10 protein-coding genes are annotated in these 13898 nt (G+C 64.9%); 4 read left to right on the top strand and 6 right to left on the bottom strand.

Going from position 1 to position 13898, the window contains the following annotated elements:
• Positions 1-59: 59 nt before the first annotated feature.
• Complete coding sequence (locus RT551_RS09040) at positions 60-2435, bottom strand: GH92 family glycosyl hydrolase (protein WP_313457711.1); 2376 nt, start codon at positions 2433-2435, stop codon at positions 60-62.
• Between the two features lie 252 nt (positions 2436-2687).
• On the opposite strand from RT551_RS09040, the gene RT551_RS09035 reads away from it, so the two are divergent.
• Positions 2688-4127: an ATP-binding protein gene (locus RT551_RS09035; protein ID WP_313457708.1), complete on the top strand. Its 1440-nt coding sequence runs from the start codon at positions 2688-2690 to the stop codon at positions 4125-4127.
• A 37-nt stretch (positions 4128-4164) separates the two neighbouring features.
• Here the strand turns inward: RT551_RS09035 and RT551_RS09030 are convergent, their stop codons facing one another.
• Entirely contained in the window at positions 4165-4482 is a 318-nt protein-coding gene (locus RT551_RS09030) for a DUF5076 domain-containing protein (protein ID WP_313457705.1), read from the bottom strand.
• Positions 4483-4511: 29 nt separating this feature from the next.
• Positions 4512-4934, bottom strand: a complete 423-nt coding sequence (locus RT551_RS09025) for a DUF4279 domain-containing protein (protein WP_313457703.1) — start codon at positions 4932-4934, stop codon at positions 4512-4514.
• Positions 4935-5025: 91 nt separating this feature from the next.
• Here RT551_RS09025 and RT551_RS09020 point away from each other — a divergent pair, with 91 nt between their 5' ends.
• Together RT551_RS09020 and RT551_RS09015 are read left to right on the top strand one after the other, a co-directional pair.
• Complete coding sequence (locus RT551_RS09020; protein WP_313457700.1) at positions 5026-5802, top strand: HipA family kinase; 777 nt, start codon at positions 5026-5028, stop codon at positions 5800-5802.
• Positions 5780-6175: a DUF3037 domain-containing protein gene (locus RT551_RS09015; RefSeq protein ID WP_313457697.1), complete on the top strand. Its 396-nt coding sequence runs from the start codon at positions 5780-5782 to the stop codon at positions 6173-6175. The genes RT551_RS09020 and RT551_RS09015 overlap by 23 nt, the downstream gene beginning before the upstream one ends.
• Positions 6176-6343: 168 nt before the next feature.
• On the opposite strand, the gene RT551_RS09010 is transcribed toward RT551_RS09015, so the two are convergent.
• Positions 6344-6832: a transposase gene (locus RT551_RS09010; protein WP_313457694.1), complete on the bottom strand. Its 489-nt coding sequence runs from the start codon at positions 6830-6832 to the stop codon at positions 6344-6346.
• A gap of 297 nt (positions 6833-7129) precedes the next feature.
• On the opposite strand from RT551_RS09010, the gene RT551_RS09005 reads away from it, so the two are divergent.
• Positions 7130-8278: an aldo/keto reductase gene (locus RT551_RS09005; protein WP_313457692.1), complete on the top strand. Its 1149-nt coding sequence runs from the start codon at positions 7130-7132 to the stop codon at positions 8276-8278.
• 298 nt (positions 8279-8576) lie between these two features.
• Here RT551_RS09005 and RT551_RS09000 read toward each other — a convergent pair whose 3' ends face one another.
• Positions 8577-10991 (bottom strand): PQQ-binding-like beta-propeller repeat protein, encoded by a 2415-nt coding sequence (locus RT551_RS09000; RefSeq protein ID WP_313457689.1) that lies wholly within the window; start codon positions 10989-10991, stop codon positions 8577-8579.
• A gap of 186 nt (positions 10992-11177) precedes the next feature.
• The gene (gene gyrA / locus RT551_RS08995) at positions 11178-13871 is read right to left on the bottom strand and encodes a DNA gyrase subunit A (protein ID WP_313457687.1); all 2694 of its coding nucleotides are present in this window, start codon (positions 13869-13871) and stop codon (positions 11178-11180) included.
• Between the last annotated feature and the right edge of the window lie 27 nt (positions 13872-13898).

Here is a 13898-nt window from a genome sequence, read left to right as displayed (position 1 = left end):
AGCAGCCGGGCAAGCCCGGCTCTACGTGGGCGGTTGCGATCAGCCGGGCATGCCCGGTGTTACGGCGAGGGGCCGTACGACGGCGGCACGGTTGCACTGCCCCACTGCGGGTTGTGCTCACTGCCCACGGTGAAGTCCAGGCTTCCGCCCTTCTGCACGAAGCTCGCCGGCAGCCAGCTTTCCTCACTGGCCTTGCCATTAACCTTCAACCCCTGCACAAACGGTGCATCCATCGCCGCCCCATTGGCGGTAATGGTGATCTTCGCACCCGGCCGCTCAATCACTGCTTCCGGGAACAGCGGGCTGCCGATCACCAGATCCGCACGGCCGGGATACACCGGGTACAGCCCCAGCGCCGACCATACGTACCACGACGACATCTGGCCCAGATCGTCATTGCCCGGCATGCCTTCCGGTGCGTTGGTCCAGATCTGCTTCATCGCCTGGCGCACGGTGGCCTGGGTCTTCCACGGCTGGCCGACGAAGTTGTACAGCCACGGCGCGGCGATGGAGGGTTCGTTGTCCAGCTCGGCGTGCAGCGGGCCGGACTTGGTCACCGCCCAGCTGCCATCTTCCTTGCGGAAGAACGCGTCCAGTCGCTGGATCGCGGCCTCGCGCCCGCCCAGCACCGCAATCAATCCGGCCGGGTCGAACGGCACCATCCACAGGTACTGCGCGCCGCTGCCTTCAACGAACTCCTCATCCGAGGCCGGATCGAACGTCGGCCAGCTGCCATCGGCATTGCGCGGCTGGATGTAACCGGCCTGCGCGGTCGCCTTCGGGTTGTACAGATTGCGCCACCAGCCAGAGCGTTCGCGGAACAGCGTCGCTCCCGCCTTATCGCCTGCAGCGGTGGCCAGCTCGGCCAGACCGAAATCCGCCGCGGCCATTTCCAGCGTGTCCGATGCGGTGCCCCAGCCCGGTGCGCCGACCGGCATGTACTTGAGCTTCATCCACTGGTCGAGACCCGGGCGTTGGCCGACGCACAACACCGGGCAGCCGCGCCGGCTGAGGTCGCGCTCGGTCGGAACGGTGGCGGCCTTCTTCAGCGACGCATAGGCACGCGCCAGATCGAACGTGCGCCCACCGAAGGCGTGGATGGCCGCTACCGACGGCGGCGACGGATCGCCGTTCATCACCCCGGTCGGGCCGGTCAGATGCGTCCAGCGGTCCCACACGCCGCCATTCTGGTCGGCCTGGTTGAGCAGCGACTGCGCGATGTCTGAACCCACCTGCGGCTGCAGCAGGGTCACCAGCTGCAGCTGCGAGCGGTACACGTCCCAGCCGGAGTAATTGGCGTACTGCGCCTTCTGGCCTTTGGACAGGCTGTGAACTTTGCCGTCGATGCCGCGATAGCGACCATCGCCGTCACTGAACAGATTCGGGGCCAGCAGCGTGTGGTACAGCGCGGTGTAGAACACGGTGCGCTCGTCCGGGGTGCCGCCACTGATCTTCACCTGCCCCAGCTGGCGATTCCACGCCGCACGCGCGGCCGCCTGGGTGGCGGCCAGCGTGGTGCCCACCGGGCTTTCGCGGCGCAGATTGGCGCGCGCGCCGGCCTCGTCCACATAGGAAATGCCGATGCGTGCGGTCACCACCGGGCTGCGCTTGGCATCGAAACTGATCCAGCCACCGGCACCCTTGCCCACCGGCGGATGGCCCTGGGTGCCGTACGTGGTGCCACCACCGCCTTCGCGCGCGCCCTTCTGCACGTCTTCGTCGCGCCAGGTGCCACCCACCTCGAACGGCTGGTCGAACTCGGCCACGAAGTGCAGCGTGTAGTAGCTTTCGCGGCGGTCTTCGGCGAGGTAGCCGCAGAAGTTGCCGGAGGTCACCGTACCGCGCACGGTGCGCGTGGCCGGATCGATCACGATGGTGGAATCGCTGCTGCCCACTTCGCTGTCAGAGGTGCGGAACAGCAGGTTGGCCGGCTTGTCGGCCGGGAATGAGAACTGGCCCACGGCTGTGCGGTCGGTTGCACCGAGTGCAACAGTCACTCCGTTGTCGAGGGTGAGCTCATACGCACCAGGACTGGCGGATTCACGCTTGTGATCCAGGCCACTTGCGTAGCGCAGGCCGGCCTGCACCGACGAGGGCGACATCTCCACCGCCGTGGTGACCGGCATGATCGGGACATCACCGCTGGCTCCGGTGCAGCCGGTGCCGTTGACGTGGGTCAGGCTGAAACCGCGCACGCCGTTGCCTCGCCATTCGTAGCCGCCGGGCGCGGCGATGGCGAAGCGCTTGCCGGGCAGCGGGGTCATTTCCGGACTGAAGGCGACCATGCCGAACGGCATCTGCGGGCCGGGGTACACATTGCCCGCGTTGGTGGTGCCGATGAACGGATTGACCTCCGCAGCGAGGTCAGCGGCCTGCAGGGCGCAGGGGGTGGCGGTGAGGACCAGCGAAGCAGCAACCAGCATCGTACGGTGCACTACGGACTCCCTTATGGGTCAGGCCACGCAGAGCGCGGCGACCTTTCGAGTCTAGCCGAGCCGGTTGGCTCCGTAGCATGTCGTTGGTCACGGATTTCGACCGATCTAAACCGGGATTTTCCGCACCTTTTCACATGGCTAGAACCCAGGTGACCGGGTCATTGGAGTCCGAATACATTAAGATCAATTGATTGATCTTAATTCAACTGTATGTAAGGATAAGATCAACCGATTGATCTTATGGAGGCCGGTGTGCTCGAAATTGCCAATGAGGACGTGGTCAACCGCATGCGGTTCGACAACCCTTGGTGGGAGGATCCGGCTCCCAAGGTTCCCTTCGCCCAATCGCCACGACGTCGATATTTCCAGCCGTTTCTGAAGAAGGTCCGCAACGCGCGACTTCGCCGCGCAGTGATCTTGATGGGACCACGCCGTGTCGGCAAGACCGTACTCGTCTATCAAGCCATCAGTGAGTTGCTCGACTCCGGCGTGTCAGGTGGGGCGATCTTCTACATATCGATGGAGACACCGATCTATACAGGGCAATCTCTGGAACGCCTGCTCCGGATGTACCTTGTCGAACGCGGCATCGGTCGTGACGATGTGGCGTACATCTTTTTCGACGAGATCCAATACCTGAAGGACTGGGAAGTCCATCTCAAGTCGTTGGTCGATTCCTTCCCGAACTACCGCTTCGTTGCCACGGGCTCAGCTGCAGCGGCACTGCGCATGAAAAGCAATGAGTCGGGTGCCGGGCGCTTCTCCGATTTCATTTTGCCACCTCTGACATTCGCGGAATATCTGGCCTTCATCAACAAAGAAAACGGCCTGATCTCTCGGCACGAGACCACCCCGGGTGATTTCGAGTATGGGGCAACCGAGATCGAGGCCCTCAATGCTGAGTTCGTCAATTACCTGAACTTCGGTGGCTACCCGGAAGCGGTGATTGTGGAGGATGTCCGCGACAATCCCGAGCAGTACATCAAGAGCGACATCATCGACAAGGTGCTGCTGCGCGACTTGCCTAGTCTGTACGGAATCAATGACATCCAGGAGTTGAACAAGCTGTTCAATACACTTGCCTACAACACCGGCAACGAGGTTTCATTGGAGGGACTGTCCACATCATCCGGTGTCGCCAAGAACACCATCAAGCGCTACATCGAATACCTCGAGGCTGCCTTCCTGATTAAGCGGGTTGAGCGCATCGACAACAATGCCAAGCAGTTCAAACGGGCAACCGGCTTCAAGGTGTACTTGACCAATCCGTCGATGCGTGCCGCCCTGTTCGGTCGAATCGCTCCCGACGACAAGCATTTTGGCAGCGTCGTGGAGACCGCCATCTTCAGTCAGTGGCAGCACTCCAATACGGTCCAGTTGTGCTACGCGCGCTGGCAGGATGGCGAAGTGGATATCGTGTCCATCGACAAGACGTCGCAGAAGCCGGACTGGGCCGTAGAGATCAAATGGACCGATAAGCCTTACGACAGCGTTGGGGAACTCCGCAATTGCACGGAGTTCTATCGGAAGCACCCTCAGCTGGATCAGCCTTTCCTGGTCACAACCCGTACGAGAGAGGGGCGAAAGGAGTTCGATGGTTGCGAGTTCCATTTCATTCCCTCCGCCGTCTACGCGTACATGCTCGGCACCCACCTGCTTCAGTTCAGTCCGTGGGATCTGGATCCAAACTGATGCGAAGACGCGAGACCAACAGGGCGGCCCCGAAGCCTCAATGCGCCTTCACGGTCTCGCCGGTATCCACGATGCCGCCCTCGATGCTCTCCTTGGGGGCCTTCACCCGCGCCATGAAGTCGGCCAGCATCACCGTCCGGCAGAGTTCCACGCTCTGCCCGTCGCGTTCGGCGAACATGCGCGCGGCGTGCTCGAACAGGTCTGAAAGCAGTTCCCCGAAGTCTTCAGCGCCACCACTGAGGTCGGAATTGAGGGTGACGTGCAACTCTTCATGCGCAGCCCACAGGCGCATGATCTCGAAGGCCTCCGGGTCGCTGAGAACGCTGTCGGGGATACGCAGTTCGTCCGTATACATCAGGAATCTCCAGAAGAGTGAGGAAAGGGCTACTCGCCCTGGTAAACGTCGTGGACCAGCGAGATCTTCAGCGCCGCCAGCCGCGCCAGCGTGTCCGGCGGTATCTCGATGGTGAAGTTGCGATTGCTGTGCGAACTGAACCAGATCGTATTGCGTCCATCGCGCGCGAGCTCAAGCAGGAACCCCGCGTGCGGCTCGAGTACTTCCAGGATGTCCACCAGTGCGTCGTCCACCGAACGTTCGTGCGATGAGCACCAGCGCATGTCGAATGGATCGCAGGACCAGTAGCTCTGGGAGTGCACGCCTTCCAGCCGCCGGCCTTTCGGGGTGAAACGGGGTTCGCCCGCCTTCGCCTTGTATTTGGGTGTCATGCCCAGGGTCTGGCTGACCTGTTCCGGATCCACCGAGGGGTGATACAGACGGATGTCCAGAATGTAGGTGTATTCGTTCATCGACCGGTCCTTGATCCATGGGCGGGCCTCGCCGAAATCGGGCCCCTCGCCACGGTAAGATGGCGTCGCTTGTTTCGTCAATGGATGCCCCGTGCGTACTGTCCACGCGCTTCGTTACATCACCCCGCTTCGCGAAGGGGGTTCCCTGCCCGCCGTAGTCGAGACCGACGACGAAGGCATGGTGGTGCTCAAGTTCCGGGGTGCCGGCCAAGGCCCGAAGGCGCTGATCGCCGAGCTGATTGCTGGCGAACTGGCCCGGACGCTGGGGCTGCCGATTCCGGAGATCGTGTTCGTGGAGCTGGACCGCGAGTTCGCCCGCACCGAGCCCGACCCGGAGATCCAGGATCTGATCCGCGCCAGCGAGGGCCTGAACCTGGGCAGCGATTACCTGCCGGGTGCGATCAACTATGACCCGGCGGCGATGCCGGTGGATGCCGAACTGGCGTCGCGAATCGTGTGGTTCGATGCGTTCACCAGCAATGTGGATCGCACCGCGCGTAATCCGAACCTGATGGTCTGGCACCGCAAGCTGTATCTGATCGACCACGGCGCGGCGATGTACTTCCATCACGATTGGGCCAATGCCTGCGAGGCCTGCGAGAAGCCGTTCGCGTTGATCCGCGACCATGTGCTGCTGCCGTTCGCCACCCGGATAGCCGAGGTGGATGATGCGCTGGCCGCATTGCTGACCGATGCGGAAATCGAGCGCATCGTCGCACTGGTGCCGGACAGCTGGCTGGTGGATGAGCCATTCTTCGACAGCCCGGCGGCGTACCGCCAGGGTTACATCGACTATCTCAAGCGCCGGCTGCGTGCACGCGCCGCGTTCGTCCAGGAGGCCGTCCGTGCCCACGCTGCACACGTATGACTATGCGGTGATCCGCGTGGTGCCGCGGGTCGAACGCGAAGAGTTCATCAACGTCGGGGTGATCGTGTCCTGCCCGGGCGCGCGCCACCTACAGGCGGCAATCGAGATCGATGTGGCGCGGATGCAGGCGTTCGCGCCGGGGTTGGATCTGGAGGCGTTGCAGCCGTGGCTGGATGCGATTGTGGCCATATGCCGGGGCGATGCAGGTGCTGGACCGATTGCGCAGTTGCCGGCGCGGGCGCGCTTCCATTTTCTGACCGCCAAGCGCAGTTCGATTGTGCAGATGTCCAGCACGCATGTGGGCCGCACCGCGGATCCGGAAGGTGTGGTGGAGCATTTGATGCGGAAGATGGTGCGCGTGCCTGCTGCATGACGTCGGGCGCAACGGATCGCGCCACACCGTCGGACAATACGGAACGCGTCTTGTAGAGCCGGGCTTGCCCGGCTGCGGTTGGCGGAGATGACGGCCCCGTAGAGCCGGGCTTGCCCGGCTGCCGTTGGCGCACGCTTTGGCGCGAAGAGCAGCCGGGCAAGCCCGGCTCTACGGGGTTGGTGTGCTGCGAAGAGCAGCCGGCTGGTCAGACAATGACCAGCGACACCAGGCAAATGGGTACTCCTCCAAGCGCGTCGCCAGACCCGCGCGGACCGGGTTGGCCATGATGTACAGCGCTTCCGTTCGGAACTGGCGCTCGTCGCGCTGCTGCTGGTCGTAATAGCCGGGTTGCCAGATGGGCCCTTGGCTACCGTTGCATTGGTTGATCGCCCGGGCAGAGTGTGACTTCATCGTGCGCACCACCGTGGAAAGCGATGTTTCGCGCAGGAAGAACATCCAGTGCAGGTGATCGGGCATGACCGCCCAAGCGAGGGATTCTGTACGTCCTTCGTGATCTGAGCAGTGGAGCCAGCGGGTCAGTTCCCGGGCGTTTTCCGGACATTCGAAGATTCTGGCGCGTCTGGCGGTCACTGTGGTGATGACGTAGCAGTTGCCGATGTTGGAGATTCTTCCACGCTGGAGTGAGGGGCTGGCCATGCGGACAGGATGGCGAAGAGATTGTTTACCCGCGTTCGGGGGGTTACGGACTGCTGCGTAGGGATGATCCGCGCGGTGATGTAGAGCCGGGCTTGCCCGGCTGCCGTTGGCGAACGGTTTGGCGCGAAGAGCAGCCGGGCAAGCGCGGCTCTACGGGGTTGGTCGGAGCATCGTACAGTCACGGGTCGGGCGGAGCACCACTCGGTCACGGGGTGCTTCCATTACGTTTACATGGGCACCGTTATGGTGGAGCGGCCGTGCAAGACATCCGCCCGCCATCCCCCACCGGAGACTGACGTGACCTCACGACGCCACTTCCTTACCCTCGCTGCGGCTGGTGCCGCCCTCGCCGCTGCTTCGCCGTTGCTGGCGCAGACCTCCCCTGCCCCGGGCAGCGTGCTGCCCACACGGGGCACACCGCGCGCCAATACCGCGCTCGCCACCAATGCACCACGCCCCGGCGGCCGATACCGCCCGCTGACCCGGCTGGGGTTGGGTGGCGCACCGCTCGGTGGCAGTCTGGCTCCCACCACCGACGAGGCGGCGCATGCAACGATGGCCGCGGCCTGGGCGGCCGGCGTGCGCACGTTTGATACGTCGCCGTGGTATGGCCTGGGATTGAGCGAACGGCGCATGGGCCGCGAACTGCACAACCATCCCGCTGCCGATTACACGCTGTCGAGCAAGACCGGACGCCTGCTCACCGGCACTGCAGGACCGCTGCAGAAAACGAACTGGCATGATCCGGCTCCGTTCCGCTATGCCTACGACTACTCTGCCGCCGGCACGCGGCGCTCGGTGGAAGACAGTCTCAACCGGCTCGGGGTATCGCAGCTGGATATCGTGCTGATCCACGATCTTTCGCCGGAAAATAAAGACCTGGGCATGCCGTGGGAGCAGCGCTTCGCCGAGGCGGCGAAGGGCGCGATGCCCGAACTTACCCGCATGCGCGAAGAAGGGCTGATCAAGGCCTGGGGCTTTGGTGTGAACCGACCGCAGCCTGCACTGCGCGCGGTGGCCGAGGCGGATCCGGACATCATGCTGTTGGCTTGCCAGTATTCGATTCTGGATCACGAGGCGACGCTACACGAGACGTTCCCGAAGCTGGCTGAGAAAGGCGTGTCGGTGATGGTGGGTTCGCCGCTGCTGGCGGGGTATCTGACCGGGCGCGAGCGTTATCTGTATGGCAGCCCGATTCCGGAATGGGCACCCGCCAAGCGCGCGAAGATCGCGGCGGTGTGCGAGCGACACGGGATTGATCTGCGTACGGCGGCGCTGCAGTTTGCCGATGCGCCCGAGGTGGTGTCGTCGATCATTCCGGGGGCGCGTACGCCGGAGCAGGTTAGAGCGAATGTGGCGTCGATGGGTATCGCGATTCCGGCCGATTTCTGGGCGGAGTTGAAGCAGGAGAAGTTGATTGCTGCGGATGCGCCGGTGCCGAGGTGAATGATGTCGCCGGCTGCGGTTGGCCGCGGGGAATGACGTGCGCGGCTGCCGTTGGCGGATGCGGTGACGCTTCGTAGAGCCGGGCTTGCCCGGCTGCCGTTGGCGGGGGGGGTGTGACGCGAAGAGCAGCCGGGCAAGCCCGGCTCTACGGGGTGCGTCGTTGGCGGAAGTGTGACGCGAAGAGCAGCCGGGCAAGCCCGGCTCTACGGGATTTGCCGTTGTCTGAGGGTGTGCCGCGAAGAGCAGCCGGGCAAGCCCGGCTCTACGGGGCGTGGATTCATGCGAAGAGATGTCGGCTTCAGTTTGGTAGCGCGTAGGCCATAACGTAATCACCACGCGGTGTGCCCATCGCGTGGTGACCGGCGGCTACGATCACGACGTACTGGCGGCCACCCTGCTGATACACCATCGGGGTGGCCTGCCCGCCTGCGGGCAATTCCGTGCGCCACAGCTCCTTGCCGGTTTTCAGATTATTTGCGCGCAGCAGGTCGTCATTGGCGGCGGCAATGAAGATCAATCCACCGGCAGTGACCACGGCACCACCCGCATTGGGCGCGCCGATCTCGATAGGCAGGTGCGAACGCAGTCCAAACGGCCCGAGCCCACGCGCGCTTCCAAACGGTCGCTCCCACAGCACCGCGCCACTGCGCAGCTCGACGGCGCGCAATCCGCCATAGGGCGGCTGCTTGCACGACAGCCCGGTGAACAACAATCGCCAACCCGCGTTGCTGCGCCAGCCGCCCCCCGCAGCCGCCTGCGCTCCGGCACCCGAGAACGGCGCACCGCTCAGCCAGCCGGCCAGCCCGCTGTCGGCCTGCGCACCCTTTCGAAGGTAATCCGGCAGGTCGGTGTAGTTCGACACGATCACGCCGTGGCGGGGATCCACCGCAACCCCGCCCCAGTCGACGCCACCGTGCTGGCCGGGATAGGCGATGCGTGTATGTGCGCCGGGCTGCGCGGCGCGCCTGAACTGGATCCGGCAGACCAGCTGGTCGAGCGGAGTCAGGCCCCACATGTCACGCTCGTCGAGGGTGTGGGTGCGCTTCAGCGCGCCACTCACCGACGCCGGAACGGCAGCCGCCGGCGGGTCAAGCCGCTGACCGGTGCGCCGGTCCAGCACATACAGGTCGCCTTGCCGCGTCGGCAGCACCAGCGCGGGCACCTTGCCGGCGGCGGTGGGGAAATCGACCAGCGAGGCCTGGGCCACCAGATCATCATTCCAGGCATCGCCCGGAGCCGCCTGCAACGTCCAGGCCGGCTTGCCAGTGGAGGCATCCAGCGCCACCAGCGAGGTGGCCATGCGTGCACTGCCTTCGGCGGCTACGGCATCGCCCAGCGGCAGATACACCAGGCCCAGCTGCTCATCGCTGGTGGCCGTGGTCAACAGACGCGGCGTGCCGGGCGTATAGGTCTTGCCCTGCGCGGGGCGCGTGGACAGTTCGGGCGCGCCGAGATCCCACGCCCAGCGCAGCTTGCCGCTCTGCGCATCGTATGCCTGGATCACGCCGGACGGCGCGCTGCCATCGGCGCGCTGCAGCCCTTGATGCCCGGTGATGATCAGGCCGCGGGCAATCGTCGGCGGCGCGATGATGGCAACCTGGCCCGGCACCACCTCGCCCATGCCGAGGGTGATGTCGACCTGACCGTTGTTACCGAACTGCGCGCAGGGACGACCGCTGGCGGCGTCCACCGCCACCAGTCGACCGTCCAGCGTGCCTTCGATGATGCGGGCGGCGCAGGGCGCACGGCTGGACGTGCTGACCACCCCGCCGTCCTCGGCGGGCAGCGCCACCGGCACGGCCAGATCAGCGGCCACGTCGGACAACAACGGATCGACCTGCGGAGCGGCGGGCACCTCGTAGTAGGCCACGCCCCGGCACGCCGTGGTGGAGGGAATGGCGGTGTCACGCACCTTCGGATCGAACCGCCAGCGCTGCGTGCCGGTGGCGGCATCCAGCGCGATCAGCTGGTTGCGCGCACTGCACAGATACAGCGTGTCGCCGACCTTCAGGGGCGTGGTCTCCGCACCCCAGCGCCGGCGCGGCCGATCACCGGTGCGGAATTCCCAGGCCGGGGCGAGCTGGGCGACGTTTTCCGGCGTGATCTGCTGCTGCGGCGAATAGCGGGTACCGGCATTGCTGCGGCCCCAGGCGGTCCAGTCGGCGGCAGCGGGGTCGTCAGCGGGTTGTGCACTGACCTCGCGGGTGGGGGCCAGGCCTGCGCTCGGTGCGGTCTCGGGGAACGCGGTGTCGCCACTGACTCCACCATGGGACGCAAACGCCAACCCGACCAGCAGCACCAACCCCAGGCCGAGAACGCCGGCCGCGGTGCGTGACGCCCGGCGTGGCACGGGATCGCGCAGCGTGGGCAGCAACAGCGCAAGCACGAGTGCCAGCACGGCGAATGCGCCGATGCGTGGCAGCCAGCGCCAGTAGTCGCTGCCCGATTCCCAGGCAGTCCAGAAGAATGTGGCGGCGAACACCGCGAAGAACAGCCACGCGCCGACGGTGCGGTTGGTCCAGAGCAACACGCCGCTGACCAGCAGCCCTGCGCCCGCCAGCGCGTAGTAGGCGGAACCGCCGAGCTGGAACAGCCAGATGCCCAGGCCGCCCAGAACCAGGCCGAGCAGGATGAACAGCAGCGACAGCACCGTGACCAGCGGATGGCGCGGCGCAGGCGGGCGGGTCGTTTCGGACGGCGGTGCGGCGGACATCGGTGCTCTCCCCGGTACGGCAGAACCTTGGATCGCCGGGCCTCCCCGCCGTGGCGTTCCTTGTTGCGCTTATGCCAAAGATCGCGTGAATGTTTTGCGTTTTTTGAAGCGCACAACGCAGAACGCCGGCGATCATGCCGGCGTTCTGCGTTGCGTTGGGGCAGCCGGGCAAGCCCGGCTCTACCTTCAGGGTGCGGTGTCGCTGATGCCTTCAGACGGCGTCGCGGCGACATCTGCCTCGTCCTCGTCGTCCTCGATCGAGGCGTCCATGCGTTCCACGGCCTGGAGCTTCTCGTCCTTGGACAGACGGATCAGGGTGACGCCCTGGGTGTTGCGGCCGACGCGCGAGATTTCCGAACCGCGCGTGCGCACCAGGGTGCCGCCGTCGGAGATCAGCAGCACCTCGTCGCGCGGACCCATCAGCACGGCGCTGACCAGCTTGCCGTTACGCTCGGTGGTCTGGATGCCGATCACGCCCTGGGTGCCACGCCCCTTGCGCGGGTAGTCCGGCAGCGGAGTGCGCTTGCCGTAGCCGTTCTCGGTGGCGGTCAGGATGTACAGCTTGTTGTCGTCGTCGCCGCCTTCGATCACGGCTTCGCCGTTCTCGCCGGTGGTCTCTTCGACCGCGCTTTCGTCCTCGTTCTCGTCTTCCAGACCGCCGGCCGATTCGGCCACGATCAGGCTGACCACTTCCTCGCCCTTGACCATCTTGATGCCGCGCACGCCGGTGGCGGTGCGGCCCATGGAACGGACCTTGTCTTCACCGAAGCGCACGGTCTTGCCGTTGGAGGCGAACAGCAGGATGTCGCGCTCGCCGTCGGTGAGGCCGACGCCGACCAGGGCATCGCCCTCGTCCAGGTTGATGGCGATCTTGCCGCGCGCCAGACGGAACGCGAACTCGCTGAGCGGGGTCTTCTTGACCGTGCCGTTGCGGGTGGCAAAGAACACGAACTGGCCTTCGGCGTACTCACGCACCGGCAGCACGGCCTGCACCCGCTCACCGGATTCCAGCGGAATCCAGTTGATGATCGGACGGCCACGCGCATTCGAACCGGCTTCGGGCAACTGGTGCACCGGCAGCCAGAACACCTTGCCCGAGCTGGTGAAGGTCAGCAGCGTGTCGTGCGTGTTGACCAGCCACAGCTGCTCGATGAAATCCTCTTCCTTGGTCGCCGCCGCGCTGCGGCCACGGCCGCCACGGCGCTGCGCACGGTAGGCGCTGACCGGCTGGCGCTTGACGTAGCCGGCGTGCGACAGGGTGACCACCACGTCTTCCGGCGCGATCAGGTCGAGAATGTCCAGGTCTTCTTCGCTGTGGCGGATTTCGCTGCGACGCTCGTCGCCGAATTCCACCTTGATGCTGATCAGCTCTTCGCGGATGACCTGCAGCAGGCGGTCGGGATCTTCCAGGATATGGATCAACCCGGCGATCACTTCCAGCAGCTGCTTGTATTCCTCGGTCAGGCGGTCCTGCTCCAGCCCGGTCAGGCGGTGCAGGCGCATTTCCAGGATCTGGGTGGCCTGGATCTCGGTCAGCTGGTAGCCGCCCTCGATCAGGCCCACACCCTTGGGCAGGTCTTCCGGACGCGAGGCTTCGGCACCGGCCGCGCCCAGCATCGAACCGACCAGGCCGGGCTCCCACAGCCGCGCCAGCATGCGCTCGCGGGCTTCGTTGGGGTTCGGCGAGGTTTTGATCAGTTCGATCATCTCGTCGATGTTGGCCAGCGCAACGGTCAGGCCTTCCAGCACGTGGGCACGGGCGCGCGCCTTGCGCAGCTCGAACACGGTGCGGCGGGTGACCACTTCACGGCGGTGGCGGACGAAGGCCTCGAGCATCTGCTTGAGGTTCATCAGCTGCGGGCGGCCGTCGACCAGCGCCACCATGTTGATGCCGAACACCGACTCCATCTGGGTCTGCTGGTAGAGGTTGTTCAACACAACCTCGGCCGACTCGCCGCGCTTGATTTCGATGTAGATGCGCATGCCGTCCTTGTCGGACTCATCGCGCAGCTCGCTGATGCCTTCGAGCTTCTTTTCCTTGACCAGCTCGGCGATCTTCTCGATCAACCGGGCCTTGTTCACCTGATACGGAATCTCGGTGACGATGATCGATTCGCGGCCGTTGTCGGCCACTTCGATATCGGCCTTGGCACGGATGCGCACGCGGCCACGGCCGGTGCGGTAGCCGGCGACAATGCCGGCGGTGCCGTTGATGATGCCGGCGGTCGGGAAGTCCGGACCGGGGATGTGCTCCATCAGGCCGTCAACGTCGATCTCGGGGTTGTCGATCAGCGCGATGCACGCGTTGATGGACTCGGTGAGATTGTGCGGCGGAATGTTGGTGGCCATGCCCACCGCGATGCCGGCCGAACCGTTGACCAGCAGGTTCGGGAACCGGGTCGGCATGACCGTGGGCTCCAGTTCCTTTTCGTCGTAGTTGGGCTGGAAATCGACGGTTTCCTTGTCGATATCGGCCATCAGCTCGTGGGTGAGCCGCGACATGCGCGCTTCGGTGTAACGCATCGCCGCAGCGGAGTCGCCGTCGATGGAGCCGAAGTTACCCTGCCCGTCCACCAGCATGTAGCGCAGCGAGAACGGCTGCGCCATGCGCACCAGGGTGTCGTACACCGAGGCGTCGCCGTGGGGGTGGTACTTACCGATGACGTCACCGACGATACGCGCCGACTTGAAGTAAGGCTTGTTGCTGTGCGCGTTGAGCTCGTTCATCGCGTACAGCACGCGGCGGTGCACCGGCTTGAGGCCGTCGCGCGCATCTGGCAGCGCACGCCCCACGATCACGCTCATGGCGTAATCGAGGTAGCTCTTGCGCATCTCGTCTTCCAGGTTGACCTGGATGATTTCCTTGGCGTTTTCTGCCATTCGGGTTCCGTTGTCTGGTAGCGGTCC

This window comes from Stenotrophomonas sp., assembly GCF_032103445.1.
Lineage (GTDB): Bacteria > Pseudomonadota > Gammaproteobacteria > Xanthomonadales > Xanthomonadaceae > Stenotrophomonas.
Note: the sequence above shows the minus strand (reverse complement) of the source record. Positions and strands in the feature narration are given on the sequence as shown.

Excerpts from the sequence above, each read along its gene's own strand:
- RT551_RS09025 (WP_313457703.1), bottom strand. The coding sequence starts at position 4,934 with ATGAACGAATACACCTACATTCTGGACATCCGTCTGTATCACCCCTCG.
- RT551_RS09000 (WP_313457689.1), bottom strand. The coding sequence starts at position 10,991 with ATGTCCGCCGCACCGCCGTCCGAAACGACCCGCCCGCCTGCGCCGCGC.
- RT551_RS09010 (WP_313457694.1), bottom strand. The coding sequence starts at position 6,832 with ATGGCCAGCCCCTCACTCCAGCGTGGAAGAATCTCCAACATCGGCAAC.
- RT551_RS09030 (WP_313457705.1), bottom strand. The coding sequence starts at position 4,482 with ATGTATACGGACGAACTGCGTATCCCCGACAGCGTTCTCAGCGACCCG.
- gyrA (WP_313457687.1), bottom strand. The coding sequence starts at position 13,871 with ATGGCAGAAAACGCCAAGGAAATCATCCAGGTCAACCTGGAAGACGAG.